Consider the following 25,148-nt stretch of genomic DNA (forward strand, 5'->3'; position numbering starts at 1 on the left):
CATGACGGAGCACACCACGACAACGGCCGAGCGGACGACGGAGCCGCTACGAGCAGACCCGGTACAAGCGGACCGGGTACAAGCCGCGCCCGCACCGGCGGACCCGCCGCCGCCCGTGCCGCTGCGGCGCAACCTGCGGTTCCAGGCCCTGTGGATCGGCCAGTCCTGCGCGACCCTCGGCATGCGGATCGGCGACACCGCCTTCCCCCTGCTGGTCCTCGCGCTCACCGGCTCCTCCACCGCCGCCGGCGCCTTCGCCGCAGTGGAGATGGCCACCGCCCTGCTGCTCGGCGTCCACGGCGGCGTGGTCGCCGACCGGCGGGACCGCCGCCGGGTGCTGCTCGTCGCCGACACCGCCCGGCTGCTGGCCCTCGCCAGCATCCCCGCCGCGCTGGCCTTCGGCCGGCCGTCCCTGGTGCACCTGCTGGTGGTCGCCGCCGTGATCGGCGCGACCGTCGCCTACACCGGCCCGATCCGGCTGCTGGCGCTGCGCTCGGTGGTCTCGCCGGAGCAGCTGCCGCAGGCGCTCGCCCAGGACGAGGCCCGGATGAGCGGCGCCGCGCTGGCCGGGCCGCCACTGGCCGGGTTCCTGTTCGGGCTCGGCCGCTCGGTGCCCTTCCTCGGCGCCGCGTTCGCCTCGCTGGTCTCGCTGGTGTCCGCCCTGGTGGTGCGCTTCCCCAGCCCGGCCGTGCCGCAGCAGCGTGAGAAGGGCGGCGCGCTGGCCGGCTTCCGGGTCCTCGCCGGCTCCCCGCTGCTGCGCCCCGCGCTGGCCGTACTGCTGGTGATCAACCTGACCGGGGCGGCGCTGCTGCTGCCCGTCATGGTGCTGCTGCGGGAGCACGGCACCAGCAGCGGCGGGATCGGCCTGGCCCTGGCCGGCGAGGCGGTGGGGGCACTGGCCGGGGCGGCCCTGGTGTCCCGGCTGCACCGGCTGGCCGGGCCCGGCGTGCTGCTGCTGGTCGTGGCCTGGACCGCCGTGCCGGTGCCGCTGGCACCGCTGCTGCCCGGCGGGGCGGTCACCGTCTTCGTCGCCCTGTTCGTGGTCGGTGCGGGCGTCCCTTCCCTGCGGGTGATGCTCGACCTGCTGGTCTTCCGCCAGGTGCCGGACGAGCTGCGCGGCCGGGTGATCGCCGCGACCGTGACGCTGCTGACCGCCGGGATGCCCGCCGGGGCCTTCGCCGCCGGCCTGCTGCTGGACCACCTCTCCCCCACCGCCGCACTCGCCTCGATCGCCGGGGTGCTCGCCCTCGCCCTGGTGCCCGCCACCGCGAGCCTCACCCTGCGCCGCGCCGTCTGGCCCGCCGCCGCGGCGGCTTCCGCGTAGGGCAAGCCCTCGAACTCCCGTCCCCGAACCCCCGTCGTCCGCCCGGCGCCGCCGCGCCGGCTTCCCCCCAGGGCTGAACACCGGTCACCCGCACGGCCGCACGCCGCATGCGGCGGCCTCGGCAACCGGGTGAACTGGCCGGGTACGGCCCGCCTCCAGGGCCCTTCCCGGCACCCCGGCTCCCCGCTCAGCCGACCCTCAGCCGATCCGGAGCCGATCCGCAGCCGACCCGCAGCCGACCTGGAGGCGCCCCGGAGCCGTACCGGAGGAGGACCGATGAGTGCCACGGACGCGCCCCCACCCGGCCCCGGGGGCGACGCCGGCCCCGCCACCCGGGAGCGCGGCGGCTCGGTGGCCGGCCGGCTGGCCGGCGCCCCGCGGATGTCCTGGGTCACCCTCGCCCTGATGACCACCAGCTCGGTCGCCAGCCTGCGCTCCGCCCCGACCATGGCGGTGTACGGGCTGGCCTGCGTCTTCCTCTACCTCGTCCCGGCGGTGGTGTTCCTGTTGCCGACCGCGCTGGTCTCCGCCGAGCTGGCCTCGGGCTGGGAGGGCGGCGTCTACCGCTGGGTCTCGGAGGGCCTGTCGAAGCCGCTCGGCTTCCTCGCCGTCTGGTGCCAGTTCGCGATGACGATCTTCTACTACCCGTCACTGCTGGCCTACGTGGCCTCGACCATCGCCTACGTGGTGAACCCCCGGCTGGCCGGCAACGGCCCGTACACCGCGGTCGTGATCATGGTGCTGTACTGGACCGGCGTCTGGGTCTCCGCCCGCGGGACGAAGGCGGTCGCCGGGCTGTCCTCGATGGGCCTGGTGATCGGCACCCTGGTCCCCGGCACCCTGCTGGTCGTCCTCGGCTTCGTCTTCCTCGGCGAGGGCAACGCCTCCGCCGCCCCGATGGACGCCTCGCACCTGTTCCCGCAGTGGACCGGCCTGGCCAGCCTGGTGCTGATCGTCAACAACTTCCTCAGCTACTCCGGCATGGAGATGAACGCGGTCCACGTCTCCTCGCTGCGCGACCCGGCCCGGGAGTTCCCGCGGTCGATGTTCACCGCCTCGGCGATGGTGCTGGCGATCTTCATCCTGCCGGCGCTGGCGATCAGCTGGGTGGTGCCGTCCAGCGAACTGAGCCTCACCGCCGGGGTGATGCAGGCCTTCGACGCCTTCTTCCAGTACTTCGACATCGGCTGGCTCACCCCGGTCATCGCGGTGGCGCTGATCGCCGCCTCGCTCGGCGGCATGCTGACCTGGCTGGCCGGCCCCTCCAAGGGCCTGCTGATGATCTCCCGTCAGGAGGGGTACCTGCCGCCGTTCCTGCAGCGGCTCAACCGGGAGGGCGTCCAGCAGAACCTGCTGGTCACCCAGGGCGTGGTCACCACCGCCATCGCCCTCCTCTACGCCCTGATCCCGAACGTCTCCAGCGCGTACTGGATCTTCTCGGTGATCACCACCCAGGTGTACCTGATCGTCTACCTGCTGATGTTCACCGCCGCGATCCGGCTGCGCCGCACCCAGCCGGACCACCCGCGCGGCTACCGGGCCCCGGCCCTGGTGCCGATCTGCGTGATCGGCCTGCTCGCCTCGGCCGCCGCGATGGGGATCGGCTTCGTGCCGTCCTCGCAGTTCGGCAGCGGCAGCGTCTGGTCGTACATCGGGATCGTCGGCGGCGGCCTGCTGCTGCTCGGGCTGGTCATCCCCTACCTCTTCCTGCGGCTGCGCAAGCCGGGCTGGCGCTCACCCGAGGCCGCCGCCGAGCCGGCCGCCCAGGAGGCGGACGAACTGCGCCGGACGGAAGGGGGAGCGGCGGCGTGACCACGAGCATGATGGCCTCCCGGCACCGCTGGATCTACCTCGGATCGATCGTCCTGCTGGTCGCGATGCTGGTCACCGGCCTGCTGTCGTTCTCCCGGCTGCACGCCACCGACCTGGCCGATCGGAAGGCGAACCAGCTCTCCACCGCGCTGAGTTCGGCCGGCTACCCGGTGCCCGCCCAGGACCAGATCACCCACACCCTGGGCGAGGACGGCGGCGCGGTCTGCGCCGACCCGGCGAACGCGCTCAACCAGGCGCAGTGGACGTACGGGATGTCCAACGGCGCGAACGGGCCCGGCCAGCGCCCGGTGCTCTCCGACCGCGAGGTCGTCAGGGCCGAGGCGATCGTGCTCTCGGTGTACTGCCCGGACCGGCTCGCCGCCGTCCAGGACCGGATCGACGACCTCGACCTGCGCGACACCGTGCGCAAGTAGGAGCTCCAGATGACCGACGAACTCGCCAGCCGCATCGATGAGTTGATGCCGCGAGCCCGGGCCGACCTGGCCGAGCTGGTGGCCATCCCGTCCGTCGCCGACCCCCGGCAGTACCCGCCGAAGAAGTGCCGGGAGGCCGCCGAGTGGGTCGCCGCCGCCTTCGCCGAGGCCGGTCTGCGCGACGTCCACCTGGAGGAGACCCCGGACGGCAGCCACGCCGTGGTCGGCCACCGCCCGCCCCCGCCCGGCGCCCCGACCGTGCTGCTCTACAGCCACTACGACGTCCAGCCCCCGCTCGACGAGGCCGCCTGGACCTCCCCGCCGTTCCGGCTCACCGAGCGCGACGGCCGCTGGTACGGGCGCGGCGCCGCCGACTGCAAGGGCAACATCGTCATGCACCTCACCGCGCTGCGGGCACTCGGCGAGGACGTCCCGGTCGGCCTCAAGCTGGTGGTCGAGGGCTCCGAGGAGCAGGGCACCGGCGGCCTGGAGCAGTACGTGCCCCCGCACGCCGGGGAGTTGCACGCGGACGCCCTGCTGATCTGCGACACCGGCAACGCCGCCGTGGGCGTGCCCACCGCCACCACCTCGCTGCGAGGGGTGGTCACCGTGGTGGTCGGCGTCGAGGCGCTCAAGGGCGACATGCACTCCGGCATGTTCGGCGGCCCCGCCCCGGACGCCCTCGCCGCGCTGATCCGGATGCTGGACTCGCTGCGCGACGCCGACGGCGGCACCCGGATCGACGGCCTGGACGGCGACGGCAGCTGGAGCGGGGTCGGCTACGACGAGGGCGCGTTCCGGGTCGACGCCGGGGTGCTGGACGGCGTCCGGCTGACCGGCTCCGGCACCGTCGCCGACCGGCTCTGGGCCCGCCCCGCCGTCACCGTCCTCGGCATCGACTGCCCGCCCGTGGTCGGCTCGGCCGCCGCCGTCCCGGCCACCGCCCGGGCCCGGGTGAGCCTGCGGGTCCCGCCCGGCACCGACGCCCGCGCCGCCCAGGACGCCCTGGTCGCGCACCTGGAGGCGGCCGCGCCCTGGGGCGTACGGGTCGCGGTGGAGCGGGAGAGCGCCGGCGCGCCGTTCCGGGCCGGCACCGGCGGGCCCGCGTACGCCGCGCTCGACCGGGCCATGCGGGAGGTCTACGGCAAGCCGATGTCCTTCCTCGGCCAGGGCGGCTCGATCCCGCTGTGCAACGTCCTCGCCACCACCTTCCCCGAGGCGGAGCTCGTGCTGATGGGCGTCGAGGAGCCGCGCTGCCTGATCCACGCGCCGAACGAGAGCGTGGACCCGGAGGAGATCCGGCGGATGGCCCACGTCGAGGCGCTGTTCCTCCGGCACTTCGCCGACAGCCGCTGAAGGCCGTGGCGCCGTCGCAGGACGTCGGTACCGTCGAGGAAGAGCAGTCCGTCCGGCCCCGAGGAGGAGGAACCGTGCCCCGTCCGTTCACCACCGAGGACCACGCCGCCCGGATGGCCAGGGCCACCGCGGAGGCGACCGCCGCCGGCCTGGCCGGTCTGGTGGTCGCCCCCGGCCCCGACCTGGCCTACCTGTGCGGCTACCGGCCCACCGCGGTCACCGAGCGGCTCACCGCCCTCGTCCTCACCCCCGGGCGCCGCCCCGCGCTGATCGTCCCCAGGCTGGAGCGCCCGGACGCCGAGGAGGCGGTCGGCGCCCCGGCCGTCGAGCTGCTCGACTGGTCCGACGGCGAGGACCCGTACGCCACCGCCCGCCCGCTGTTCGACCCGGCCGGGCGGTACGGCATCTCCGACAACGCCTGGGCGATGCACCTGCTGGGCCTCCAGTCCGCGCTGCCCGGTGCCGCCTTCACCTCGCTCACCGAGACCCTGCCGATGCTGCGCGCGGTCAAGGACGCCGAGGAGCTGGAGCGCCTGGCCGCGGCCGGCGGCGCCGCGGACGCCGCCTACCGGGGCATTCTGGAGGTCGCCTTCGCCGGCCGCCGGGAGACCGACGTGGCCGCCGACCTCGGCGCGCTGCTGATCCAGTACGGGCACAGCCAGGTCGACTTCACGGTCGTCGGCTCCGGCCCCAACGGTGCCAACCCGCACCACGAGGCCGGGGACCGGATCATCCGCACCGGGGACACCGTGGTGCTGGACTTCGGCGGCCTCAAGGACGGCTACGGCTCCGACACCACCCGCACCGTGCACGTCGGCCCGGACGCCCCGGCCGAGGTGCGGCAGGTGCACGACCTGGTCCGGCTCGCCCAGCAGACCGCCTTCGAGGCGGTCCGGCCCGGGGTGAGCTGCCAGGAGATCGACCGGATCGCCCGCCGGGTGATCACCGAGGGCGGCTACGGCGAGCACTTCATCCACCGCACCGGCCACGGCATCGGCATCACCACCCACGAACCGCCGTACCTGGTCGAGGGCGAGGAGCGGCCGCTGGTGCCCGGCATGTGCTTCTCGATCGAGCCCGGGGTGTACCTGCCCGGCCGGTTCGGGGTGCGGATCGAGGACATCGTCACGGTCACGGCGACCGGCGGGCGGCGCTTCAACAACACGCCGCACGAACTCGGCGTGGTGGCATGACCCGGCCCGCCTCGGCCCGGCCCGGCCCGCCCCGCCTCGGCCGGGCCCACCCCGGCCGACTGCCCTTTCACGAGGGCTCTTCGGTCCCCTTTCAGGGGGTTTCCGGGGTTTCCGGGACCTTGGTCCGGCGAGATTTGACCCAACCGTGTGATTTTCTTACGGGCTCGTCATACTTCACCCAGAGTCCTCCAAGCTTGCGTTGCTAGTTTCAATGAGCATGACGAAGCTGCTCAGTCCGGCCCCACCCACCCCGGTGCGGGCCGGACGACTGCGCCCCGTGACCGCCCGCACCCGCCGAACCGGCCTGTCGAGACTGCGGTTGCTGGCCTGGCCGGCCTACCTGACCGCCTTCGTCTGGTTCCTGGCCACCCAGGGCATGGCCTTCGCCAACGACGTGGTGTTCCTCTGGCTGATCGGCGCCCTGCTCACGGCCGCCGTCCACAGCGGGCACGGCACCCGCGGCTTCCTGCTGGTGCTGCGCGACTGGATCCCGGTGATGGCCGTGGTCTGGGCCTACTCGCTGCTGCGCGGCTACGGCGCCCACACCCCCTGGGCTCCGCACTGGCTGCCCCAGCTGCGCGCCGACGAGGTGCTCGGCTTCGGCGAGACCTGGACCGTACGGATCCAGCACGCCCTCTACACCCCCGGCTCACCGCACTGGTACGACTACGCGGCGACGGCCGTCTACCTCTCCCACTTCCTCGTGGTCTTCGTGCTGCTCGCCGTCCTCTGGCGGCGCTCCCACCAGCGCTTCCGGCAACTGCTCGCCTGCTACTTCACCCTGACCTTCGCCGGCTTCGCGACCTACCTGCTCTACCCGGCCGACCCGCCGTGGCTGGTCGGCCAGCAGGGCAACATGCCCGAACTGCACCGGGTGGTCTGGGAGACCATCTCCAACACGGGGCTGCCGCAGGCCGACTCCCTGCTGGAGAACGGCAGCCAGTTCGCCAACGACGTCGCCGCGATGCCCTCGCTGCACTCCGCCTACCCGGCGATGCTGCTGTTCCTCTTCTGGCCCACCGCCCGGCCCTGGCTGCGCACCCTGCTGGTCGCCTATCCGCTCGCCATGGCGTTCACCCTGGTCTACGGCGCCGAGCACTTCATCGTGGACATCCTGATCGGCTGGACGTACGCCGCCGTGGTGGTCCTCGGCCTGCGGTGGCTGCACAACCGCCGTACGGCGCGGGCGGCGGCCGGGGCAGAATCGGCCGGGTGCACTCCCACTCCCTGAGGGCCACTCCGATGAAGCCCACCCCCGAACAGCTGCGGGCCGCGCAGGACACCACCATCCCGGACATCACCGGGCCCGGGCTGCGGGTGCTGTTCTGCGGCATCAACCCCGGCCTGTGGTCCGGGGCCACGGGGCACCACTTCGCCCGCCCGGGCAACCGCTTCTGGCCCGCCCTGCACCGCTCCGGCTTCACCGCACGCCAGTACCGCCCGGACGAGCAGGGCGAACTGCCCGCCCTCGGCCTCGGCATCACCAACGTCGCCCCGCGCACCACCGCCAAGGCGGACGAGCTCACCGCCGAGGAACTGCGCGCGGGCGGCGCAGCGCTGCGCGAACGGGTGCTGCGACTGCGGCCCCGCGTCCTCGCGGTGCTCGGCATCGGCGCCTACCGGACGGCCTTCGGGCAGCGGCGGGCCGCGATCGGGCGCCAGCCGGAGGGCATCGGCGACACCGAGGTGTGGGTCCTGCCCAACCCGAGCGGCCTCAACGCCCACTACACCCTGGACGCGCTGGCCGCGGAGTTCCGCAAGCTCCGGGAGAGCCTCGACGACTGAAACGTGCCGGTGGCTCAGGCCGGGCCCCGGGCGGCCGTCAGCCCCTCCGGCAGCGGTAGCTCGCGCAGTTCGCGGATCAACGCCCGGACGGCGGCCGTGCCGGCCAGCTCGGGGGTGGTGACGTACCCGACGAAGCGGCTGGGCGGCTGCGGGCCGAGGTCGGTGACGGCCAGCCCGGGCGGGGCGCCGAGCAGTGCCGTCCGGGGCATGACTGCCATGCCGAGGCCCTGGGCGACCAGCGAGAGCGCCACCGTGTCGTCCTCCACGTCGACGGTCGCGGGCGGGAGCCAGTCCTGCCGGCGCCACCAGTCCCTGGTGTAGGAGTCGCAGTTCTCCGCCCAGTCCACCAGCGGCAGCCCGCGGGGCTCCGGGTGGTCCTGCGGGTGGGCGAGGGCGTACGACTCCCGGTACAGCCGCACCGCGACCAGTCCGGGGACGGGCGGCGGGCCGCCGGCGTCCAGGGTGGCCAGCCCGAGGTCGGCGAGGCCGTCGGCGACCTCCCCCGCGGTGCCCCGGCCGAGCTCCCGGACGATCCGCACCCGCGGGGTGAGCCCGGGGTGCCGGGCGGCGAGCCGGGCCAGGACGGGCGGCAGCAGGTGGGCGGCGGCGCTGCGGAAGGCGGCGATCCGCAGCGTGCCGGTCAGCGGCCCCGCCGGGTCGGCGCCCGCGCCCCGCACCTCGGGGCCCATCACGGCCAGCAGCCGTAGGATCCGACGGGCGTACCCGACCGCCCGCGCGCCGGCCTCAGTGGGGCGTGCGCCGTGGCGCCCGCGCTCGAAGAGCACCGCGCCGAGCTTCCGTTCGCAGGCGCGCACGGCGTGCGAGACGGCGGACTGGGTGGTCTCCAGGCGCGCGGCGGCCGCCGTGAAGCTGTGCTCCTCGTCGACGGCGACCAGGACGCGCAGCTCGTGCGGGGCGAGTTCGGTCATACGGCGAACCTACCGGCATCCATCGACGCCGCTCATGGAACCCTCCGTTCCATCGCCGCCGCCCCCTGCCCGGCCGCTCCGCCGCTTCCTACCGTGGTCACGTCCGACCCCGCCACCGACCGTACGGAGCACCGCCGATGTCCCGCCCCACCGCCCGCGCCGTCCACCTGGTCTCCCGCCCCTCGGGCGCGCCGAGCGCCGAGAACTTCGCCTTCGTCGACGAGACCGTCCCGGCGCTCGCCGCCGGGGAGGCCCTGGTCGAGAACGTCTACCAGTCCGTCGACCCGTACATGCGCGAGGAGATGGACGAGGGCGGCTGGGAGCTGCACGCCCCGCTGGAGGGCCGCACCATCGGCCGGGTGGTGGAGTCCCGGGCCGACGCGCTGCCGGTCGGCGCCCTGGTGTTCCACCGGCAGGCCTGGCGCACCCACTCGGTGGTGACCGCCGACCGGGCCAACCTGCTGCCGGACTTCGACGGTGTCCCGGTCAGCGCCCACCTGTCGATCCTCGGCGGCACCGGGCTGTCCGCCTGGGTCGGCCTGACCCGGATCGCCAAGCTCCAGCCCGGCGAGACCCTGTTCGTCTCGGCCGCGGCCGGCGGTGTCGGCACCGCCGCCGGCCGGTTCGCCCGGCTGCTCGGCGCCGGCCGGATCATCGGCAGCGCCGGCTCCGCCGCGAAGGTCGCCCACCTCACCGAGCACGTCGGCTTCGACGCCGCCTTCGACTACCACGACGCCCCGATCGCCGACCGGCTGCGCGAGGCCGCCCCGGACGGGCTGCACGTCTACCTGGACAACGTCGGCGGCGCGCACCTGGAGGCCGCCATCGGCGCGATGCGCGACCACGGCCGGATCGCCTGGTGCGGTGCCGTCGCCCAGTACAACAGCCCGCTGGACCCGCCGCCGGCGCCGCGCAACCTCTTCGACGTGGTCGGCCGGAGCCTGCGCCTGGAGGGCTTCCTGGTCCGCGAGCACCTGGACGCCCGCCCCGGGCTGTACGACTTCGCCGTCCCGCACCTGCGCTCCGGCGCCCTCGTCCCGGACGAGACGGTCGTGGACGGCTTCGACCAGGTGGTGGAGGCCTTCCTGGGCGTGCTCAGCGGTGCCAACACCGGCAAGATGCTCGTCCGGCTCTGAGCCCCGGCCCCGCCCACGGCGGCCGGGCCTACAGCGGGGTGACGGCCTTCAGCACCACCAGCAGGGCCACCGCCGCGTTGAGCGCGCACAGCGCCGAGGCCGCCGTGCCGACCGCGGCGACCATCGCCGCCAGGCCCGCCGGGGTCTTGGCCGGCGGCCAGTTGCGGGCCGTCGGCACGGGGCCCAGCAGCGCGGCCACCCGGCGCGGCACCGGGCCGGGCGCGGGGGCCGGGGCGGCGAAGGCCGCGAAGCCGGGCACCGGGGCGGCGTGCGAGACCAGCGCCGCCCGGGCCACCGCCCGGGCGGTGATCCGCCGGTCCCCGACCGCCTGGGCCGACTCCTCGTCCGCCCACCGCTCCGCGCTGAACGCCACCGCGTCCTGCAGCGGCCGCAGGAAGGGGTTGACGCAGGCGGCGAGCTGGGTGGTCAGCAGGTAGCGGTGGTGGCGGTGGCGCAGGTGCGCCCGCTCGTGTGCGAGCAGCGCCTCCCGCTCGTCCTCGGCCAGCCCGGCCAGCATCCCGGTGGAGACCACCACCCGCCCGGGCGAGCCGGGCAGCGCGTAGGCGTACGGGCTGCGGTCCGGCAGCACCGCGAGGTCGTCGGCCCCGGCCGGCCCCTCGGGCAGCCCGGCCAGCGCCCGCCGGGCCCGGGAGCGGACCCGCAGGTGCCGCACGACCGTCCGGCCGCAGGCGAAGCCGACCATCACCAGCAGCCACATCGCGGCCGTGCCGACCGTCTCGTGGTACGGCAGCGCGTGCCGCACGACCGGGTCGGACCAGCTGTCCGGCAGCGGATTGCCGGGGATCTGCGCGGTGCCCACCACGCCGATCAACCCGAGGCAGAGCACGCTGCACACCGCCATCACGGCGCTGATCACGGTCATCAGCCGGGCGGCGCCGCGCGGGTGCAGGTGCTGCTCGGTCAGCCGGGCGATCGGCACCGCGGTCAGCGGCAGGATGAGCGGGAGGAAGACGAAGAAGCCCACGGGTCAGCTCTCACGGTCGGCCGCTGCGGGCTCCGCGGACGCGGCGTCCAGCAGCGCCCGCAGCAGTTCCTCGTCGTGCGGCAGCAGCGCGGTGACGAAGCTGGCGAGGACGGCGTCCCGGTCCGCCTCGCCGTCGAGCATCCGGCGCATCCGCAGCGCGGCCAGCCCGGCGGCGTCGGCGGAGGCCTGCCACAGGTACGAGCGGCCGGAGCGGCTCCGGGAGACGGCGTTCTTGGCGTGCAGCCGGGACAGGATGGTCATCACCGTGGTGTACGCCAGATCGCCCTCCAGGCGTTCCTGGACCCACCCCGCGGTGGCCGGGCCGGGCGCCCGCTGGAGCACCGCCAGCACCTGCGCCTCCAGCTCGCCCTGGCCGCGCCGTCGGGCCGGCGCGTCCCCGGACGCCGGGGCGTGCCTCTCGTCTGCCATGACGGCCCACTCCCTCCGGATGCCGCACCCCGGACCGACGCGGGGCGCGGGGTCATCCTAACGAGCGCAGGCCTCCTCCGGACGGCCCAACGCGAGGGTTCGGACCCGCACCAGGGCCCTGGCTAGCCACGGGCCCGCTGGGTGACCACGATGCAGAGCAGCACCACCCCGGCCGTCGCCGGCGCGGCGACCGGCAGGTCCTCGCCGAGCAGCAGCACCGACCAGACCAGCGTCAGCAGCGGCTGGGCGAGCTGGAGCTGGCTGGCCCGCGGCACCCCGATCACCGCCATCCCCCGGTACCAGAACACGAACCCGCCGAACTGGGAGACCGCCGCGATGTACCCCAGCCCGACCAGCGCCTCGGCGCCCAGCCGGACCGGTTCGGCGGACAGCCCGTAGGCGGAGGTCAGCAGCATCACGGGCAGCGCGGCCACCACCGCCCAGGCGATCACCCGGGCGCCCGGGAGGTCCCGGGACAGCCGGCCGCCCTCCGCGTACCCGGCCGCGCAGACCAGCACGCCGACGAGCAGGTAGAGGTCGGCGACGGTCGGCCGGCCGTGGCTCTGCAGCAGGGTGAAGCCGAGCACGGCCGCCGCGCCGGTCAGGGCCGCCGCCCAGAACGCCCGGGACGGCCGGCGGCCGGTGCGCAGCGCCGAGGCCACCGCCGTGGCCAGCGGCAGCAGGCCGATGACCACCGCCGAGTGGGCGGTCGAGGAGGTCCGCAGGGCGAGCGTGGTGAGCAGCGGGAAGCCGATCACGCAGCCGGCCGAGACCACCAGCAGGCCGGGCCACTGCCGGGCCTTCGGGAGCGGGGCGGCGGAGGCCAGCAGGTAGAGCGCGGCGATCAGGCCGGCCAGGGTGCCGCGCAGCCCGCTCGAGGTCCACGGGCCGAAGCCGGTGAGGGACCACGCGGTGGCCGGGAAGGAGAGCGAGAAGGAGGCCACCCCGAGGGCGGCGAGGGCGGTGCCGGAGGCCGGGCCGGCGGACCTGGGTGCTACCGCCGCAGAATGGGTAGCGCTATCTTGTGCCGTCATGAATGAGCGTAGCAGCGTGACCGAACTCGCCGACATCCTGCGGAGGGAGGTCGAGCGCTACCCGGAGGGGCGGAAGCTCCCGTCCAGCCGGGCGCTGATGGAGCGCCACCAGGTCAGCCCGGTGACGGTCTCCCGCGCCATCGCGGTGCTGGTCGCCGAGGGTCTGGTGGTCTCCCGGCCGGGCGCGGGGGTGTTCCGGGCGGCGGCCTTCGCGGCCGCCCCGGACTCCCCCGCGGCCCCGGCCGCCCGGCCCGGCGACCTCTCCTGGCAGGAGGTCGCACTCAGCGCCGACTCCGGCCCGCGCGACCTGCTGGCCGCCCCGGTGTTCGCCACCCTCCGGGTGCCGCCGCCGGGCGTCATCGACCTCAACAGCGGCTACCCGCACTCCTCGCTGCTGCCCGAGCGGCTGCTCGCCGCCGCCCTGGCCCGGGCCGGCCGCCGCCCGGGCGCCTGGGACCGCCCGCCCACCGACGGCCTCACCGAGCTGCGCGGCTGGTTCGCCCGCGACATCGGCGGCCACGCCGGGCCGATCGGCGCCGGGGACGTCCTGATCACCTCCGGCGGGCAGGGCGGGCTGACCGTCGCGATGCGCTCGCTGGCCGCGCCCGGCGCGCCGGTCCTGGTCGAGTCGCCGACGTACTCGGGCATCCTCGCGGTGGTCCGGGCGGCCGGGCTGCGGCCGGTGCCCGTCCCGGTCGACGCCGACGGCGTCCGCACCGAGCTGCTGGCCGATGCCTTCGAGGCCACCCGGGCCCGGGTGTTCGTCTGCCAGCCGCTGTTCCAGAACCCCACCGGCGCGGTGCTCTCGCCCACGCGCCGGGCGGAGGTGCTGCGGATCGCCCGGGCCGCCGGGGCCTTCGTGGTCGAGGACGACTTCGCCCGGCTGCTGGTCCACGCCGACGCCCCGGCCCTGCCGCGCCCACTGGCCGCCGACGACCGGGACGGGGTGGTGGTGCACCTGCGCTCGCTCACCAAGGCGGCCTCCCCCAACCTGCGGGTCGGCGCCCTGACCGCGCGCGGCCCGGCGCTCGCCCGGCTGCGGGCCACCCAGGTGGTGGACAGCTTCTTCGTGCCCCGGCCGCTCCAGGAGGCCACGCTGGAGCTGGTCTCCGACCCCGCCTGGGCCCGTCACCTGCGCACCCTCGCCGCCGAGCTGCGCGACCGCCGCACCGCCGCCGTGGCCGCCCTGCACCGCGAACTGCCCGGCGTGCTCGACGCCTACCGGCCCGGCGGCTACCACCTGTGGCTGCGGTTCCCGGACGGCACGGACGACGGCGCCCTGGCCGACGCCGCCCTGCGCAAGGGCGTCCAGGTGACCCCGGGCCGGCCGTACCACGCCGCCGAGCCCCCGTCCCCGCACCTGCGGTTGAGCTACGCCGCCGCCGACAGCCCCGCCCAGGTCGCCGAGGGGATCCACCGGCTGCGGGAGGCGTACCAGGAGTCGACCGGCTGAACGGGCCGAGTGGACGGGAGTTCGAAGAGGGGTGCTACGCCCGGTGCCCGGCCATCCGCTCCAGCCGGGCGATCCGCTCCGCCATCGGCGGGTGGGTGGAGAACAGCCGCGCACCGGCCTCGCCGGGGCGGAAGGGGCTGGCGATCATCATGTGGCTCGCCGTCTGCAGCTGGGGCTCCGGCGGGAGCGGCAGCTGGCGGGTGCCGGCGTCGAGCTTGCGCAGGGCACTGGCCAGGGCGAGCGGGTCGCCGGTGATCCGGGCGCCGTCGGCGTCGGCCTGGTACTCGCGGGAGCGGCTGACGGCCATCTGGATCAGCCCGGCGGCGACCGGCCCGAGGATCATGATGGCGAGCATCCCGAACAGCCCCGGACCGTCGTCGTCCTCGCTCCGGCCGAACGGGACCAGCCAGGCGAAGTTCACCAGGAACATCACCACCGAGGCCAGCGCCCCGGCCACGGAGGAGATCAGGATGTCCCGGTTGTAGACGTGGCTGAGTTCGTGCCCGAGCACGCCGCGCAGCTCGCGCTCGTCCAGGATCTGCAGGATGCCCTCGGTGCAGCAGACCGCCGCGTTGCGCGGGTTGCGGCCGGTGGCGAAGGCGTTCGGGGCCGGGGTCGGGGAGATGTAGAGCCGGGGCATCGGCTGGCGGGCCGAGGTGGAGAGCTCGCGCACGATCCGGTACAGCCCCGGGGCCTCGAACTCGCTGACCGGCCGGGCCCGCATGGCCCGCAGCGCGAGCTTGTCGCTGTTCCAGTAGGCGTAGGCGTTGGTCCCGAGGGCGACCAGCAGGGCGATCAGGAAGCCGGTCCGGCCGAAGAAGCCGCCGATCACCAGGATCAGCGCCGAGAGGCCACCGAGCAGGACGGCGGTCCTCAGTCCGTTGTGCCGGCTGTGCACGTCAGGCCCTCCAGTGGTGCGGTGGGGAAGCCCTTTCCGCCTCGTCCCTCTTGCCCGCTCAACGGGCGGGCCCCGGGACCTTGTTCCCTTGTGACCGACGAGACACCGCCGTGCCACCCGGACGGCCCCGGACCGGACCGCGGCCGGATCCCCTCCCCCGGCCCGCCCGGGGCCCGGCCGGCCGCTCAGAACAGACTGCCGCCGGCCACCTGGAGGACCAGCTGCGGGGCGACCGAGAGCACCACCGCCGCCGAGGCGGTGAGCCCCAGCGTGGCGGTCAGGCTGACCGGCAGCCGGCGCTCGGCGGTGTCGGCGACCGAGGCCGGGTCGGCCGGGGCGAACAGCCGGGCCGTCCACAGCAGGTAGTAGTACAGGGCGACGACCACGTTGACGGCCATCACCACGGCCAGCCACCCCAGCCCGGCGTCCACGGCCGCGCGGAACACCACGACCTTGCCGAACAGGCCGATCACGCCGGGCGGCAGCCCGGCCAGGCAGAGCAGGAAGAAGGCCAGCGCGAGCGCCGTCCAGCGGTTGCGGGCGAACAGGCCGCGGAAGTCGTCCACGCTCGTCCCGGCCCGGCGGCCGACGGCGGCGACCACCCCGAAGGCACCGAGGTTCACCACGCCGTAGATCAGCGCGTACGCGGCGGTCGCGCCCAGCGGGTCGGCCCCGGTCGGCGCGTAGCCGGCCGCGGCGAGCGGCACCAGCAGGTACCCGGCCTGGCCGACCGAGGACCAGGCCAGCAGCCGCACCGCGCTGTACCGGGTGTCGAAGCGCTGCCGCAGCGCGCCGACGTTGCCGACCGTCATGGTGACGGCGGCCAGCACGGCGAGCACCAGGCCCCAGGTGTGGGCGTAGGGGCGGAACGCGACGGTGGTGGCGAGCGCGAGCCCGGACAGGCCGGCCGCCTTGCCGACCACCGAGAGGTAGCCGGCCACCGGCAGCGGGGCGCCGGTGTAGGTGTCGGGCACCCAGAAGTGGAAGGGGACGGCGGCGACCTTGAAGGCGAAGCCGACCAGGGTCAGCACGGCCCCGGCCTCGGCCAGGGTCCTGAGCTGCCCTGGCGCGTGCTCCAGTCCCTGGGCGACGGCACCGAGGTGCAGGCTGCCGCCGGCCGCGTAGACGAAGCCGATGCCGAGCAGCATCACGGCGGTCGCGGTCACCGAGGAGACGAAGAACTTCAACGCGGCCTCGGCGCCCCGGCCGTCCCGGCGCAGCGCGACCAGGGCGAAGGCGGGCAGCGAGGCGACCTCCAGGGCGATCACCATGGTGGCGAGGTCGCGGGAGGCGGGCAGCAGGGCGGCGCCGGTGGCGCTGGAGAGCAGCAGGAACCAGTACTCGCCGCGGGGCAGCTTCTGGTCCTCCACCGTGTGCATCGACAGCAGCGCCGCGATCAGCGCACCGCCGAGGGCCAGCAGCTGGAAGACCAGGGCGAAGTGGTCGGCGACGTAGGAGCAGCCCGCGCTGTCAGTGGCCCCTGCTACGTTCCGGAGGCAGAAGGTCGCCCGGGGTGACCCCCCGGTCAGCGGAAGGAGGGCGAGGAGGGCGAGGGCGAGTCCGGCGGCGGCCAGCTGGCCGAGCCGGCGCTTGTGCCGCTCGGGCAGGAAGAGGTCGGTGACCAGCACCGCGAGGGCGGCCACGGCGGCGATCAGCGGGGGCGCGATCGCCACCCAGTCCACGGACTGGATCAGGCTGCCCGGGTTGGCTACGGCGAGGGAGGTCACAGTGTGCTGCCCCGTGGAGTGAGGTCCGAGTGCGGCGGTGTGGGCTGCGAGCACGGTCAGCCACCCCCGAGGAGGTGCTTGACGGCAGGATCGGAGAGCCCGAGCAGGAGGGCGGGCCAGAGTCCGGCCACCAGGGTGAGCGCGGCCAGCGGCGTCCAGCTGACGGCCTCGTACGGCCGCAGGTCGGCCACCTCGCCGACCGGCGCGGGCTGCTCGGGGTCGCCCATGCAGACGCGCTTGACCACGATCAGCAGGTAGGCGGCGGTGAGCAGGGTACCGAGGCCGGCCAGGGCCATGTAGGTGACGAAGGCCGGGCGGGACAGGCCGGCGGCCGGGTCGAAGGCGCCGAACATGGCGAGCAGCTCGCCCCAGAAGCCGGCCAGGCCGGGCAGGCCGAGGCTGGCCACGGCGGCGAAGGCGAGCAGCGCGCCGATCCGGGGTGCCCGGCCGTACAGGGCGGCGCCGGTGGCCCCGGACAGGGTGTCCAGGTCCGCCGTGCCGTAGCGGTCCTTGACGGCTCCGACCAGGAAGAACAGCAGGCCGGTGATCAGACCGTGGGCGATGTTGGCGAACAGGGCGCCGTTGACGCCCACCGGGGTGAGGGAGGCGATGCCGAGCAGCACGAAGCCCATGTGGCCGACGGAGGAGTACGCGATCAGGCGCTTGAGGTCGCCCTTGGCGCCGGGGCGGGCCAGCGCCAGGCAGGCCAGCGAGCCGTAGACGATGCCGACGGCGGCGAAGGCGCCCAGGTAGGGCGCGAGCGTCGCGGTGCCGTCCGGCACGACCGGGAGGAGGACGCGGACCAGGCCGTACGTGCCCATCTTCAGCAGCACGCCGGCGAGCAGCACCGAGCCGACCGTCGGGGCGGCGGTGTGGGCGTCGGGGAGCCAGCTGTGCAGCGGCCAGGCGGGGGCCTTCACCGCGAGCCCGACCATGATCGCGAGCGCGGCGACCACCTGGGTGGTGTGGCTCAGGCCGTTGCCGTGCCCGGCGGCCAGCGCCTGCATGTCGAAGGTGCCGGCCTTGCTGCCGATCAGCAGGAAGCCGAGCAGCATCACGGCCGAGCCGAGCAGCGTGTAGAGGATGAACCGGTTGGCGGCCGGGGCCTTCGCGCCGCTGCCCCAGCGGGCGATCAGGAAGTACATCGGGATCAGCACGATCTCGAAGGACAGGAAGAAGAGGATCAGGTCCAGCACCGCGAAGGTGGCGAGCATGCCGACTTCGAGGAGGAGGAACAGCCCGACGAAGGCCTGCGCCGAAGGCACTCCTTCTCCGTCCGGCAGCCGCTTCTCCGAGTACAGCGCGCAGAGAAAGGTCAGCAACGCGGTCAGCACGATCAGCGGCAGCGAGACGCCGTCCACGCCGAGGTGGAAGCGCACGTGCAGGGCCGGGATCCAGGAGACGTCGGTGGTGGCCTGCATCCGGGCCGGTGCGTCGTGGTCGAAGCCGGCCGCGAGGGCGACGGAGAGCAGCAGCACCGCGCCGGTGACGACGGAGTTCAGCCGCAGCGCCCGCCGGCCGGCGACGGCCCGGTCCGGGCCGAAGACCGGCGCCAGGGTGAGCGCGGCGCCGAGCAGTGGCAGCACCAGGAGGGCGATGAGGACCGCGTTCATCGGGGGCTCCCAGCGGAGGTGAACGGGACGGGGGTGGGGGTCGACAGCACCGGCTACACCGCCACCAGGACGGCCAGCAGGACGACCCCGGCCAGCAGGGCGCTGAGGTAGGTCTGCGCGTTGCCGGTCTGCGCGAGCCGGACGGCCCGGCCGAGCAGGTTGGCGCCGATCCCGCTGCCCTGCACGTAGCCCTCGACCACTTCGCGGTCGAGGAAGCGGACCAGCCGGGCCGCGGCGGTCACCGGGCGGACGAACAGCAGGTGGTAGAGCCGGTCGACGCCGAAGCCGTGCCGGGCCGGTCCGAACAGCGGGCCGAGCAGGGTGCGCCCGGGGTCCGCGACGATCACCTCGGCGGCCGGGGCTCCGGCCTGCTCGGGCACCCGCCCGGCGGCGGCCGGGGCGGGACGGCCGGTGCCCAGCCGCGCGGCGGCCGAGCGCCAGGCGCCGTACGCGGCGAGCACGCCGACCACGGCGAGACCGGTGCCGGTCACGGCGGTGACGCCGCTGGGGCGCAGCGAGCCGCCGTCCAGCAGGGCGGGCAGCCAGTCCGAGCGCAGTCCGGCGACGCCGAAGCCCATGGTCGGGACGGCCAGCACCCACAGCGGCCAGCGCATCGCGGGCGGCTCGGCGGTGGCCGGGTCGGCCTCGTCGGGCTCAGGCGAGTACGGCGCGTCGGCTTCGTGCTCGGCCGGGGCGGCCTGGGCGGCCGCGGCGGTCGGCGCGGCCGCGCCCGCCGGGCTGTGGAAGGCGACCAGGAACAGCCGGGCCGCGTACGCGCCGGTGAGCAGTGCGGTGAGCGCGGCCGAGATCAGCACGATCCACCCGGCCGCCTGGGGCACCGCCGAGGCCGGGCCGAGGCCGTTGGTCAGCGCCTCGCCGTTGGCGGCGTGCTCGGCGGCGGTCAGCACCGCCTCCTTGCTGAAGAAGCCGGAGAACGGCGGCAGCCCGGCGAGCGCGACCAGGGCGATGCCCATCGTCCAGTAGGCGTCCGGCACCCGCTTGCGCAGGCCGGGGACCCTGGACATCGCGGAGATCGAGTTGGTGTGCGCGGCGTGGATCACCACCCCGGCGGCCAGGAACAGCAGCGCCTTGAACGCACCGTGGCTGACCAGGTGGAACACCGAGGCCTCGCGGTCCCCGCTGGCCAGCGCGCCGGCCATGTAGCCGAGCTGGCCGACGGTGGAGTAGGCGAGGACCCGCTTGAGGTCGTCCTGGGCGAGCGCGCAGAGCGCCGAGCCGATCATCGTCACGGCGGCCATCACCGCGAGCACCACCAGCGCCGCCCCCGACTGGAGGAACACCGGCAGCAGCCGGGCCACCAGGTAGATGCCGGCCGCGACCATGGTGGCGGCGTGGATCAGCGCGGAGACCGGCGTCGGACCGGCCATCGCGTCCGGGAGCCAGGTGTGCAGCGGGAACTGGGCGCTCTTCCCGGCGACGCCGGCGAGCAGCAGCAGCGCGATCAGCGTCGGGTGGCCGAGCCGGCCCTCGCCCGCGGCCGCCAGCACGTCGCTGATCCGGAAACTGCCGGCGTCCGCGCCGAGCAGGAAGATCCCGAACAGGAACGGCACGTCGCCGAGCTTGGTGACCAGGAAGGCCTTGAGCGAGGCCGAGCGGGCGTCGGCGGTCTCCCAGTGGTGGCCGATCAGGAAGTACGAGCAGACGCCCATGACCTCCCAGCCGACCAGCAGCACCACGAGGTCGCCCGAGTAGACCACCAGGAACATCGCCGCGGTGAACAGCGAGACCAGCGCCGCGTACGAGGGGTAGCGCCGGTCCTCCTTGAGGTACGCGGTCGAGTAGACCTGGACGCAGGTGGCGACCAGGCCGACCAGCACCGAGATCAGCGAGGTGAAGCCGTCCAGGTGGACGGAGAGCGCGATGTCCGGGCCGCCGGTCGGGGTGAGCCGGGTGGCCGCGTCGAGCGTCTGCCCCGTGCCGAGCTGGAGGGCGACCACCAGGGCGAGCACGGCCGAGACGGCGACCGGGACGATCGCCAGCGGCCGGGCCAGCCCGGGCGCCTTCTTGCCGACGGCCAGGGTGGCGGCGGCCCCGAGCGCGGGCAGCGCGGGGACGAGGACGGGCAGGGCGAGGTTCATGCGGTGGCCCGGCCCTTCAGTGCCTCGGCCGCGACCGGCTCGTCCTCGGCCGGGGTGTGCGGCTCGGCCGGGTCGCCGAGCGCGGTGGCCCGGTCGATGTCGGCGGTGCCCCGGGCCCGGAACAGCAGCAGGACGATGGCCAGCCCCAGCCCGATCTCGGCGGCGGCGACGGTGATGGTGAACAGGGTGAGCGCCTGCCCGGCGTGCAGCGAGTCGCGCAGCCAGGCGTCGAAGGCGACCAGATCGAGGTTGACGGCGTTGAGCATCAGCTCGACGGACATCAGCACCAGGACGGCGTTGCGCCGGGCGAGCACGCCGTACACGCCGACGCTGAACAGCAGCGCGGCGAGCACGACGGGGTAGGCGAGGTGCATCAGCTCTCCTCCTCCGGCGCGGACGTCTGCGACGCGGACGTCTCCGGCGCGGCTTCCGGTACGGCTTCCGGCACGGCGGTCGGCGCCGTGCGCGGCACGGTCGCGGCCACGGTCCCGTTCGACCCGACCGGCCGTCCGGCCCGCACCTTGCCCGCCCGGGGCGCGGGCACCCGGCGCCCGGACCCGCGCGACAGCACGATCGCGCCGACCAGCGCCGCCAGCAGCAGCACGGACAGCGCCTCGAAGGGCAGCACCCAGTTGCGGAACAGGCTGGCCCCGGTGACGGAGGCCGAACCGCCGCCCGCACCGAGGTCGATCCAGGAGGTCCGGAAGGCGTCGACCACCAGCGTCACCAGCGTCCCGGCCGCGGCCAGCGCCACGACCAGGGCGACCCAGCGGTTCTTGGAGTCGGCGTCCGGCGAGCGCCCGATCGGCGCCTTGGTGAGCATCAGCCCGAACAGCACCAGGACGACCACCGAGCCCAGGTAGATCAGCACCTGCACCCAGGCGATGAACTCGGCCGTGAGCAGCAGGAACTCCACCGCCAGACCGCCGAGCGCGACCACCAGCCAGAGCGCGGCGTGCACCAGCTGCTTGGTGGTCACCGAGACCACCGCCGAGCCGAGCACCGCGATGCCGACCAGCAGGAAGACGATCTCCTGCCCGGACGGGGACAGGAACGAACGGGCGGCCGGCTCCAGGGAACCGGTCGCCGCGAGGAGCGTGGCAGCGGCGTTCACGCGTCGTCACCCTTCTCCTCGACGGACCCGACCGACCCGACGGACTCGACAGTCTCGGCGGTTGTGACAGCGGCAGCGGCCTCGGCGGCCGCAGCGGCGGCCGCCAGCTTGTCCGCCGCCTTGCGCGCGGTGGCGATCTCCTTGGGCTCCTCGGCCGCCGGGTCCAGCGCCGGCGGCGCCGGGACGGTCCACATCCACTCGCGGAGCTTCTCCCGCTCGTGGGTCAGCTCGTGGATGTCGGTCTCCGCGTACTCGAACTCCGGCGACCAGAACAGCGCGTCGAAGGGGCACACCTCGATGCAGATCCCGCAGTACATGCAGAGCGAGAAGTCGATGGCGAAGCGGTCCAGCACGTTGCGGGTGCGGGCCCGGGCGTTCGGCTCGGCGGCCGGCAGCGTCTCCTTGTGGGAGTCGATGTAGATGCACCAGTCCGGGCACTCGCGCGCGCAGAGCATGCACACCGTGCAGTTCTCCTCCAGCAGCGCGATGACGCCGCGCGAACGCGGCGGCAGCACCGGCTGCACGTCGGGGTACTGCGCGGTGACGGTCTTCTTCGTCATCGTCCGCAGCGTCACGGCCAGGCCCTTGGCGAGACCGGCACCGGGAAAACTCATGCGATCGCCACCTTGATGATGCCGGTGAGGGCGAGCTGGACCAGCGCGAGCGGGATCAGCACGATCCACGCGAAGCGCATCAGCTGGTCCTCGCGCAGACGGGGGTAGGTGACCCGCAGCCAGATGACCAGGAAGGCCAGCGCGAAGGTCTTGAGGAGCATCCAGAGCCAGCCGAGCTGGTCCGCCATCGGCCCGTGCCAGCCGCCGAGGAACAGCACCGCGGTCAGCGCCGACACCACCAGGATGCCCGCGTACTCGGACAGCAGGAACAGCGCGAAGCGCAGCCCGGTGTACTCGGTGTACGCGCCGAAGATGATCTCCGAGTCGGCGACCGGCATGTCGAACGGCGGCCGCTGGAGCTCGGCCAGACCGGCCGTGAAGAACACGAAGGCGCCGATGAGCTGCCAGGGCAGCCAGTACCACTGCCAGGCGTCCAGGATGCCGGGCAGCGACAGGGTGCCGGCGGCCATCGCCACCGAGGCCGCCGCGAGCACCATCGGCAGCTCGTAGGACATCAGCTGGGCGGCCGTCCGCAGGCCGCCGAGCAGCGAGAACTTGTTCGCCGAGGCCCAGCCGGCCATCAGCTTGCCGATCACGCCGACGCCCATCACGGCCAGCACGAAGAACAGCCCGGCGTCGATCGCCTGGCCGACGAAGCCGTCCGGGCCGACCGGGATCGCCAGCAGCACGAACAGGTACGGCAGCAGCGAGACGGCGGGCGCCAGCTGGAAGACCCGGCGGTCCGCGTCGGCCGGGACGATGTCCTCCTTCTGGACGAACTTCACCCCGTCCGCGACGAGCTGCGCCCAGCCGTGGAAGCCGCCCGCGTACATCGGACCGAGCCGGCCCTGCATGTGCGCCATGACCTTGTGCTCGGTCTGGCCGATGAGCAGCGGGAAGACCAGGAAGACGACCAGGGTCGCGACGCAGCGGAGCACCGTGTCGAGCAGGTTCACGCGCCGTCTCCGTCCCGGTCGGCCGGGTCGGCCGCCGTGTCGTCCTTCTGCTCCGGCTCGGCCGTGGGCTCCGCGGGCCCGTCGGCCGCCGGCTTCCCGTCGGCCGCCGGCTTCTCGTCGTGGGCCGGCACCGGATTGTGCCAGGGCGCGTCGGAGGACGCGGGCCGTACGGGAGCGGGACGCTCCGGCCCGGGCTCGTCGGCGGCCTGGCTGACCGAACCGTCGGAGACCGACCTGGTCCGGCGCGGCCGGTCCGCCCGCACCGCCGGGGCACCCTCGGCAGCCGGCACATCGGCAGCGGCACCGTCAGCGGCTGCCGGAGCCTCGCCGCCCGCCTGGCTCGCCGACCCCTCGGCCACCGACCTGGTGCGCCGCGGCCGGTCCGCCCGCACCACCGGAGCACCCTCGGCAGCCGGCACACCGGCACCGGCAGCAGCCGCAGCGCCGGCGCCCGCAGCAGCGCCCGCCCGGGGCGTACGCGCCGCCGCGCCCGCGGCCCGCGCACCGCGGGCGGGCCGCTCGGCGACCGGCGGCAGGGTGCCCTTGAGCGGCCCCCACTCGTTCGGGTCCGGCACGCCGGCGGGCTGCATCTTGCGCCGGGCCGGGCCGCCGCCGTGGTCCGACTCGCCCGGCTCCTTGGCGCCCGGCCAGTCCTTGGCGACCCGCGCCGCGAGCACGAACTCCTTGCGCAGCGGGTGCCCCTCGAAGCCGTCCGGCAGCAGCAGGGTGACCAGGTGGGGGTGCCCGGAGAAGTCGATGCCGAACATCTCGTGGGTCTCGCGCTCGTGCCAACCGGCCCCGGCGTACACCGCGACGGCGCTCGGCAGCGCGGCCCGCTCGCGCGGTACCCGGGTGCGCAGGGCGAGGTGCCGCACGCCCGGCGCCTCGACGGCGGCGAGGTGGGCGACCACGGAGAAGCCCTCGGCGAGCTCGTCGACGGCGCTCAGCCAGTCGAAGAAGCCCAGGCCCAGCACGTCCCGGGCGCTGGTGAGCGCCTCGATCCAGTGCTCGGCCGGCACGTCGACGGTGATCAGCCCGTACGCCTCGGCGCCGGCCGCCCACTCCCCGACCGACGCCGCGTACTGCTCGGCCGTGAGCCGCTCGCCAGGTCGCTCGCTGTGCTCGCTCACGAGGCCCCTCCCCCGTTCGAGGGCCCGGCCACCAGCGGACGGCGCAGCGCCGAGGCGGGCGCGGCGTAGCGGTCGGGCAGGGACTCGGCGGCGATCTTCTCCTGGAGCTTGAGGATGCCCTGGAGCAGCGCCTCGGGCCGCGGCGGGCAGCCGGGCACGTAGACGTCGACCGGGATGATCTGGTCCACGCCCTTGGTGACGGAGTAGGAGTCCCAGTAGGGGCCGCCGGAGTTGGAGCAGGCGCCGAAGGAGATGACGTACTTCGGCTCGGGCATCTGCTCGTAGAGGCGCTTGACGGCGGGCGCCATCTTGTCGGTGACCGTCCCGGAGACGATCATCAGGTCCGCCTGCCGGGGGCCGGGCGCGAACGGGATGACGCCCATCCGGATGAAGTCGTGCTTGGCCATGGACGCGGCGATGAACTCGATCGCGCAGCAGGCCAGGCCGAAGTTGAAGCACCAGAGGCTGTAGCGGCGGCCCCAGTTGAGCACGACCTTGACCGGGTCGGGCGCGAGCCGGGCCAGCGGGCCGATGCCGCGGCGCTCGACCGCGCCGGGGTTGGCGGGGTCGGGCAGTCCGAGCGGGACGGGACCGCCCTGGCCACCGTGCGAGTGGGTGTGCGTCACGTCCATTCCAGAACGCCCTTCTTCCAGGCGTAGAGCAGTCCGACCGCGAGGAAGCCGATGAAGAGGAACATCTCCACCAGCGTTCCGGCCCCGTACCCGGCGGCGGCGAAGACCGTCGCCCACGGGAACAGGTAGATCGCGTCGACCGCGAAGATCACGTACAGGAACGCGTACACGTAGTACCGGATCTGGGTGTGCGCCCAGTCCTCGCCCACCGGGTCCACCCCGCACTCGTAGGCGAGGAGCTTCTCGGGCGAGTGGACCACCGGCCGCAGCAGCCGGTTGGCGGTGAACGCCACGGTCACGAAGAGCACGCCGATGACGGCCAGCAGGCCCATCGCGGCGTACGCGTCGAAGTAGCCGCCGCCGACCGCCGGGTCGGCCGCGACGGCAGCCGCCTGCTGCCCCTCCATGCCTTCGCCTCCACCTCGGCCGCGAACCCGCCCTCAAGACAGTTCTACGACTTTTCCTCACACGGTCTTAACCATGGCCAATGCGTGA

Annotated in this window: 24 protein-coding genes; 9 read left to right on the forward strand and 15 right to left on the reverse strand. The window is 74.5% G+C overall.

Annotated features, from left to right (window positions below; genetic code table 11):
- Position 1 precedes the first annotated feature (1 nt).
- The 7 genes from ABTY61_RS05890 to mug all read left to right on the forward strand — a co-directional run bounded on the left by ABTY61_RS05890 (position 2) and on the right by mug (position 7,904).
- Positions 2-1,324: an MFS transporter gene (locus ABTY61_RS05890; RefSeq protein WP_350503663.1), complete on the forward strand. Its 1,323-nt coding sequence runs from the start codon at positions 2-4 to the stop codon at positions 1,322-1,324.
- Between the two features lie 276 nt (positions 1,325-1,600).
- Positions 1,601-3,136 (forward strand): glutamate/gamma-aminobutyrate antiporter GadC, encoded by a 1,536-nt coding sequence (gene gadC / locus ABTY61_RS05895; protein WP_502895221.1) that lies wholly within the window; start codon positions 1,601-1,603, stop codon positions 3,134-3,136.
- On the forward strand, positions 3,133-3,570 hold the full coding sequence (locus ABTY61_RS05900) for a hypothetical protein (RefSeq protein WP_350503664.1): 438 nt from the start codon (positions 3,133-3,135) through the stop codon (positions 3,568-3,570). Before gadC ends, ABTY61_RS05900 begins: the two co-directional genes overlap by 4 nt.
- Positions 3,571-3,579: 9 nt before the next feature.
- Positions 3,580-4,926 (forward strand): dipeptidase, encoded by a 1,347-nt coding sequence (locus ABTY61_RS05905; protein WP_350503665.1) that lies wholly within the window; start codon positions 3,580-3,582, stop codon positions 4,924-4,926.
- A 113-nt stretch (positions 4,927-5,039) separates the two neighbouring features.
- Positions 5,040-6,119 carry an aminopeptidase P family protein gene (locus ABTY61_RS05910; RefSeq protein WP_350503719.1) on the forward strand — a complete coding sequence of 360 codons (1,080 nt, stop codon included), beginning with the start codon at positions 5,040-5,042 and terminating at the stop codon, positions 6,117-6,119.
- A gap of 217 nt (positions 6,120-6,336) precedes the next feature.
- A complete protein-coding gene (locus ABTY61_RS05915; RefSeq protein ID WP_350503666.1) occupies positions 6,337-7,350 on the forward strand; it encodes a phosphatase PAP2 family protein in 1,014 nt (337 codons plus the stop codon).
- An 11-nt stretch (positions 7,351-7,361) separates the two neighbouring features.
- The gene (mug, locus tag ABTY61_RS05920; protein ID WP_350503667.1) at positions 7,362-7,904 is read left to right on the forward strand and encodes a G/U mismatch-specific DNA glycosylase; all 543 of its coding nucleotides are present in this window, start codon (positions 7,362-7,364) and stop codon (positions 7,902-7,904) included.
- A gap of 14 nt (positions 7,905-7,918) precedes the next feature.
- On the opposite strand, the gene ABTY61_RS05925 is transcribed toward mug, so the two are convergent.
- Positions 7,919-8,833, reverse strand: coding sequence for a LysR family transcriptional regulator (locus ABTY61_RS05925; RefSeq protein ID WP_350503668.1), 915 nt, complete (start codon positions 8,831-8,833; stop codon positions 7,919-7,921).
- Between the two features lie 137 nt (positions 8,834-8,970).
- Between ABTY61_RS05925 and ABTY61_RS05930 the strand changes: the two genes are divergently transcribed.
- Positions 8,971-9,969: an NADP-dependent oxidoreductase gene (locus ABTY61_RS05930; protein WP_350503669.1), complete on the forward strand. Its 999-nt coding sequence runs from the start codon at positions 8,971-8,973 to the stop codon at positions 9,967-9,969.
- A 28-nt stretch (positions 9,970-9,997) separates the two neighbouring features.
- Here ABTY61_RS05930 and ABTY61_RS05935 read toward each other — a convergent pair whose 3' ends face one another.
- The 3 genes from ABTY61_RS05935 to ABTY61_RS05945 form a co-directional block, all read right to left on the reverse strand.
- On the reverse strand, positions 9,998-10,954 hold the full coding sequence (locus tag ABTY61_RS05935; protein ID WP_350503670.1) for a M48 family metalloprotease: 957 nt from the start codon (positions 10,952-10,954) through the stop codon (positions 9,998-10,000).
- A gap of 3 nt (positions 10,955-10,957) precedes the next feature.
- Positions 10,958-11,383 (reverse strand): BlaI/MecI/CopY family transcriptional regulator, encoded by a 426-nt coding sequence (locus tag ABTY61_RS05940; protein WP_350503671.1) that lies wholly within the window; start codon positions 11,381-11,383, stop codon positions 10,958-10,960.
- A 122-nt stretch (positions 11,384-11,505) separates the two neighbouring features.
- Complete coding sequence (locus ABTY61_RS05945) at positions 11,506-12,417, reverse strand: DMT family transporter (protein WP_350503672.1); 912 nt, start codon at positions 12,415-12,417, stop codon at positions 11,506-11,508.
- On the opposite strand from ABTY61_RS05945, the gene ABTY61_RS05950 reads away from it, so the two are divergent.
- The gene (locus ABTY61_RS05950; protein ID WP_350503673.1) at positions 12,416-13,870 is read left to right on the forward strand and encodes an aminotransferase-like domain-containing protein; all 1,455 of its coding nucleotides are present in this window, start codon (positions 12,416-12,418) and stop codon (positions 13,868-13,870) included. The genes ABTY61_RS05945 and ABTY61_RS05950 overlap by 2 nt on opposite strands.
- A gap of 34 nt (positions 13,871-13,904) precedes the next feature.
- Here the strand turns inward: ABTY61_RS05950 and htpX are convergent, their stop codons facing one another.
- The 11 genes from htpX to ABTY61_RS06005 form a co-directional block, all read right to left on the reverse strand.
- Entirely contained in the window at positions 13,905-14,768 is an 864-nt protein-coding gene (htpX, locus tag ABTY61_RS05955) for a zinc metalloprotease HtpX (RefSeq protein WP_350503674.1), read from the reverse strand.
- 185 nt (positions 14,769-14,953) lie between these two features.
- A complete protein-coding gene (locus ABTY61_RS05960) occupies positions 14,954-16,495 on the reverse strand; it encodes an NADH-quinone oxidoreductase subunit N (protein WP_350503675.1) in 1,542 nt (513 codons plus the stop codon).
- Positions 16,496-16,551: 56 nt separating this feature from the next.
- Positions 16,552-18,108, reverse strand: coding sequence for a complex I subunit 4 family protein (locus ABTY61_RS05965; RefSeq protein WP_350503676.1), 1,557 nt, complete (start codon positions 18,106-18,108; stop codon positions 16,552-16,554).
- A gap of 53 nt (positions 18,109-18,161) precedes the next feature.
- Positions 18,162-20,207 (reverse strand): NADH-quinone oxidoreductase subunit 5 family protein, encoded by a 2,046-nt coding sequence (locus ABTY61_RS05970; RefSeq protein WP_350503677.1) that lies wholly within the window; start codon positions 20,205-20,207, stop codon positions 18,162-18,164.
- Positions 20,204-20,581, reverse strand: coding sequence for an NADH-quinone oxidoreductase subunit NuoK (gene nuoK, locus ABTY61_RS05975; RefSeq protein WP_350503678.1), 378 nt, complete (start codon positions 20,579-20,581; stop codon positions 20,204-20,206). The genes ABTY61_RS05970 and nuoK overlap by 4 nt, the downstream gene beginning before the upstream one ends.
- The gene (locus ABTY61_RS05980) at positions 20,581-21,321 is read right to left on the reverse strand and encodes an NADH-quinone oxidoreductase subunit J family protein (protein ID WP_350503679.1); all 741 of its coding nucleotides are present in this window, start codon (positions 21,319-21,321) and stop codon (positions 20,581-20,583) included. The genes nuoK and ABTY61_RS05980 overlap by 1 nt, the downstream gene beginning before the upstream one ends.
- Positions 21,318-21,935 (reverse strand): NuoI/complex I 23 kDa subunit family protein, encoded by a 618-nt coding sequence (locus ABTY61_RS05985; RefSeq protein ID WP_350503680.1) that lies wholly within the window; start codon positions 21,933-21,935, stop codon positions 21,318-21,320. Before ABTY61_RS05985 ends, ABTY61_RS05980 begins: the two co-directional genes overlap by 4 nt.
- Positions 21,932-22,891, reverse strand: coding sequence for an NADH-quinone oxidoreductase subunit NuoH (gene nuoH / locus ABTY61_RS05990; protein WP_502895222.1), 960 nt, complete (start codon positions 22,889-22,891; stop codon positions 21,932-21,934). Before nuoH ends, ABTY61_RS05985 begins: the two co-directional genes overlap by 4 nt.
- On the reverse strand, positions 22,888-24,021 hold the full coding sequence (locus ABTY61_RS05995; RefSeq protein WP_350503681.1) for an NADH-quinone oxidoreductase subunit C: 1,134 nt from the start codon (positions 24,019-24,021) through the stop codon (positions 22,888-22,890). The genes nuoH and ABTY61_RS05995 overlap by 4 nt, the downstream gene beginning before the upstream one ends.
- Positions 24,018-24,653: an NADH-quinone oxidoreductase subunit B gene (locus ABTY61_RS06000; protein WP_350503682.1), complete on the reverse strand. Its 636-nt coding sequence runs from the start codon at positions 24,651-24,653 to the stop codon at positions 24,018-24,020. The genes ABTY61_RS05995 and ABTY61_RS06000 overlap by 4 nt, the downstream gene beginning before the upstream one ends.
- Positions 24,644-25,060, reverse strand: coding sequence for an NADH-quinone oxidoreductase subunit A (locus tag ABTY61_RS06005; protein WP_350503683.1), 417 nt, complete (start codon positions 25,058-25,060; stop codon positions 24,644-24,646). Before ABTY61_RS06005 ends, ABTY61_RS06000 begins: the two co-directional genes overlap by 10 nt.
- Positions 25,061-25,148: the final 88 nt, after the last annotated feature.

Source organism: Kitasatospora sp. NPDC096128 (genome assembly GCF_040303105.1).
In the GTDB taxonomy this organism is placed as follows: Bacteria; Actinomycetota; Actinomycetes; order Streptomycetales; family Streptomycetaceae; genus Kitasatospora.

Coding starts and splice junctions, on each gene's coding strand:
- nuoK (WP_350503678.1), bottom strand. CDS start 20,581: ATGCACCTCGCCTACCCCGTCGTGCTCGCCGCGCTGCTGTTCAGCGTC.
- ABTY61_RS05890 (WP_350503663.1), top strand. CDS start 2: ATGACGGAGCACACCACGACAACGGCCGAGCGGACGACGGAGCCGCTA.
- ABTY61_RS05930 (WP_350503669.1), top strand. CDS start 8,971: ATGTCCCGCCCCACCGCCCGCGCCGTCCACCTGGTCTCCCGCCCCTCG.
- ABTY61_RS05965 (WP_350503676.1), bottom strand. CDS start 18,108: ATGAACGCGGTCCTCATCGCCCTCCTGGTGCTGCCACTGCTCGGCGCC.
- ABTY61_RS05950 (WP_350503673.1), top strand. CDS start 12,416: ATGAATGAGCGTAGCAGCGTGACCGAACTCGCCGACATCCTGCGGAGG.
- gadC (WP_502895221.1), top strand. CDS start 1,601: ATGAGTGCCACGGACGCGCCCCCACCCGGCCCCGGGGGCGACGCCGGC.
- ABTY61_RS06005 (WP_350503683.1), bottom strand. CDS start 25,060: ATGGAGGGGCAGCAGGCGGCTGCCGTCGCGGCCGACCCGGCGGTCGGC.
- ABTY61_RS05985 (WP_350503680.1), bottom strand. CDS start 21,935: ATGAGTTTTCCCGGTGCCGGTCTCGCCAAGGGCCTGGCCGTGACGCTG.
- ABTY61_RS05905 (WP_350503665.1), top strand. CDS start 3,580: ATGACCGACGAACTCGCCAGCCGCATCGATGAGTTGATGCCGCGAGCC.
- ABTY61_RS05945 (WP_350503672.1), bottom strand. CDS start 12,417: ATGACGGCACAAGATAGCGCTACCCATTCTGCGGCGGTAGCACCCAGG.
- ABTY61_RS05915 (WP_350503666.1), top strand. CDS start 6,337: ATGACGAAGCTGCTCAGTCCGGCCCCACCCACCCCGGTGCGGGCCGGA.
- ABTY61_RS05940 (WP_350503671.1), bottom strand. CDS start 11,383: ATGGCAGACGAGAGGCACGCCCCGGCGTCCGGGGACGCGCCGGCCCGA.
- ABTY61_RS05910 (WP_350503719.1), top strand. CDS start 5,040: ATGGCCAGGGCCACCGCGGAGGCGACCGCCGCCGGCCTGGCCGGTCTG.
- ABTY61_RS05970 (WP_350503677.1), bottom strand. CDS start 20,207: ATGAACCTCGCCCTGCCCGTCCTCGTCCCCGCGCTGCCCGCGCTCGGG.
- ABTY61_RS05925 (WP_350503668.1), bottom strand. CDS start 8,833: ATGACCGAACTCGCCCCGCACGAGCTGCGCGTCCTGGTCGCCGTCGAC.
- ABTY61_RS06000 (WP_350503682.1), bottom strand. CDS start 24,653: ATGGACGTGACGCACACCCACTCGCACGGTGGCCAGGGCGGTCCCGTC.
- mug (WP_350503667.1), top strand. CDS start 7,362: ATGAAGCCCACCCCCGAACAGCTGCGGGCCGCGCAGGACACCACCATC.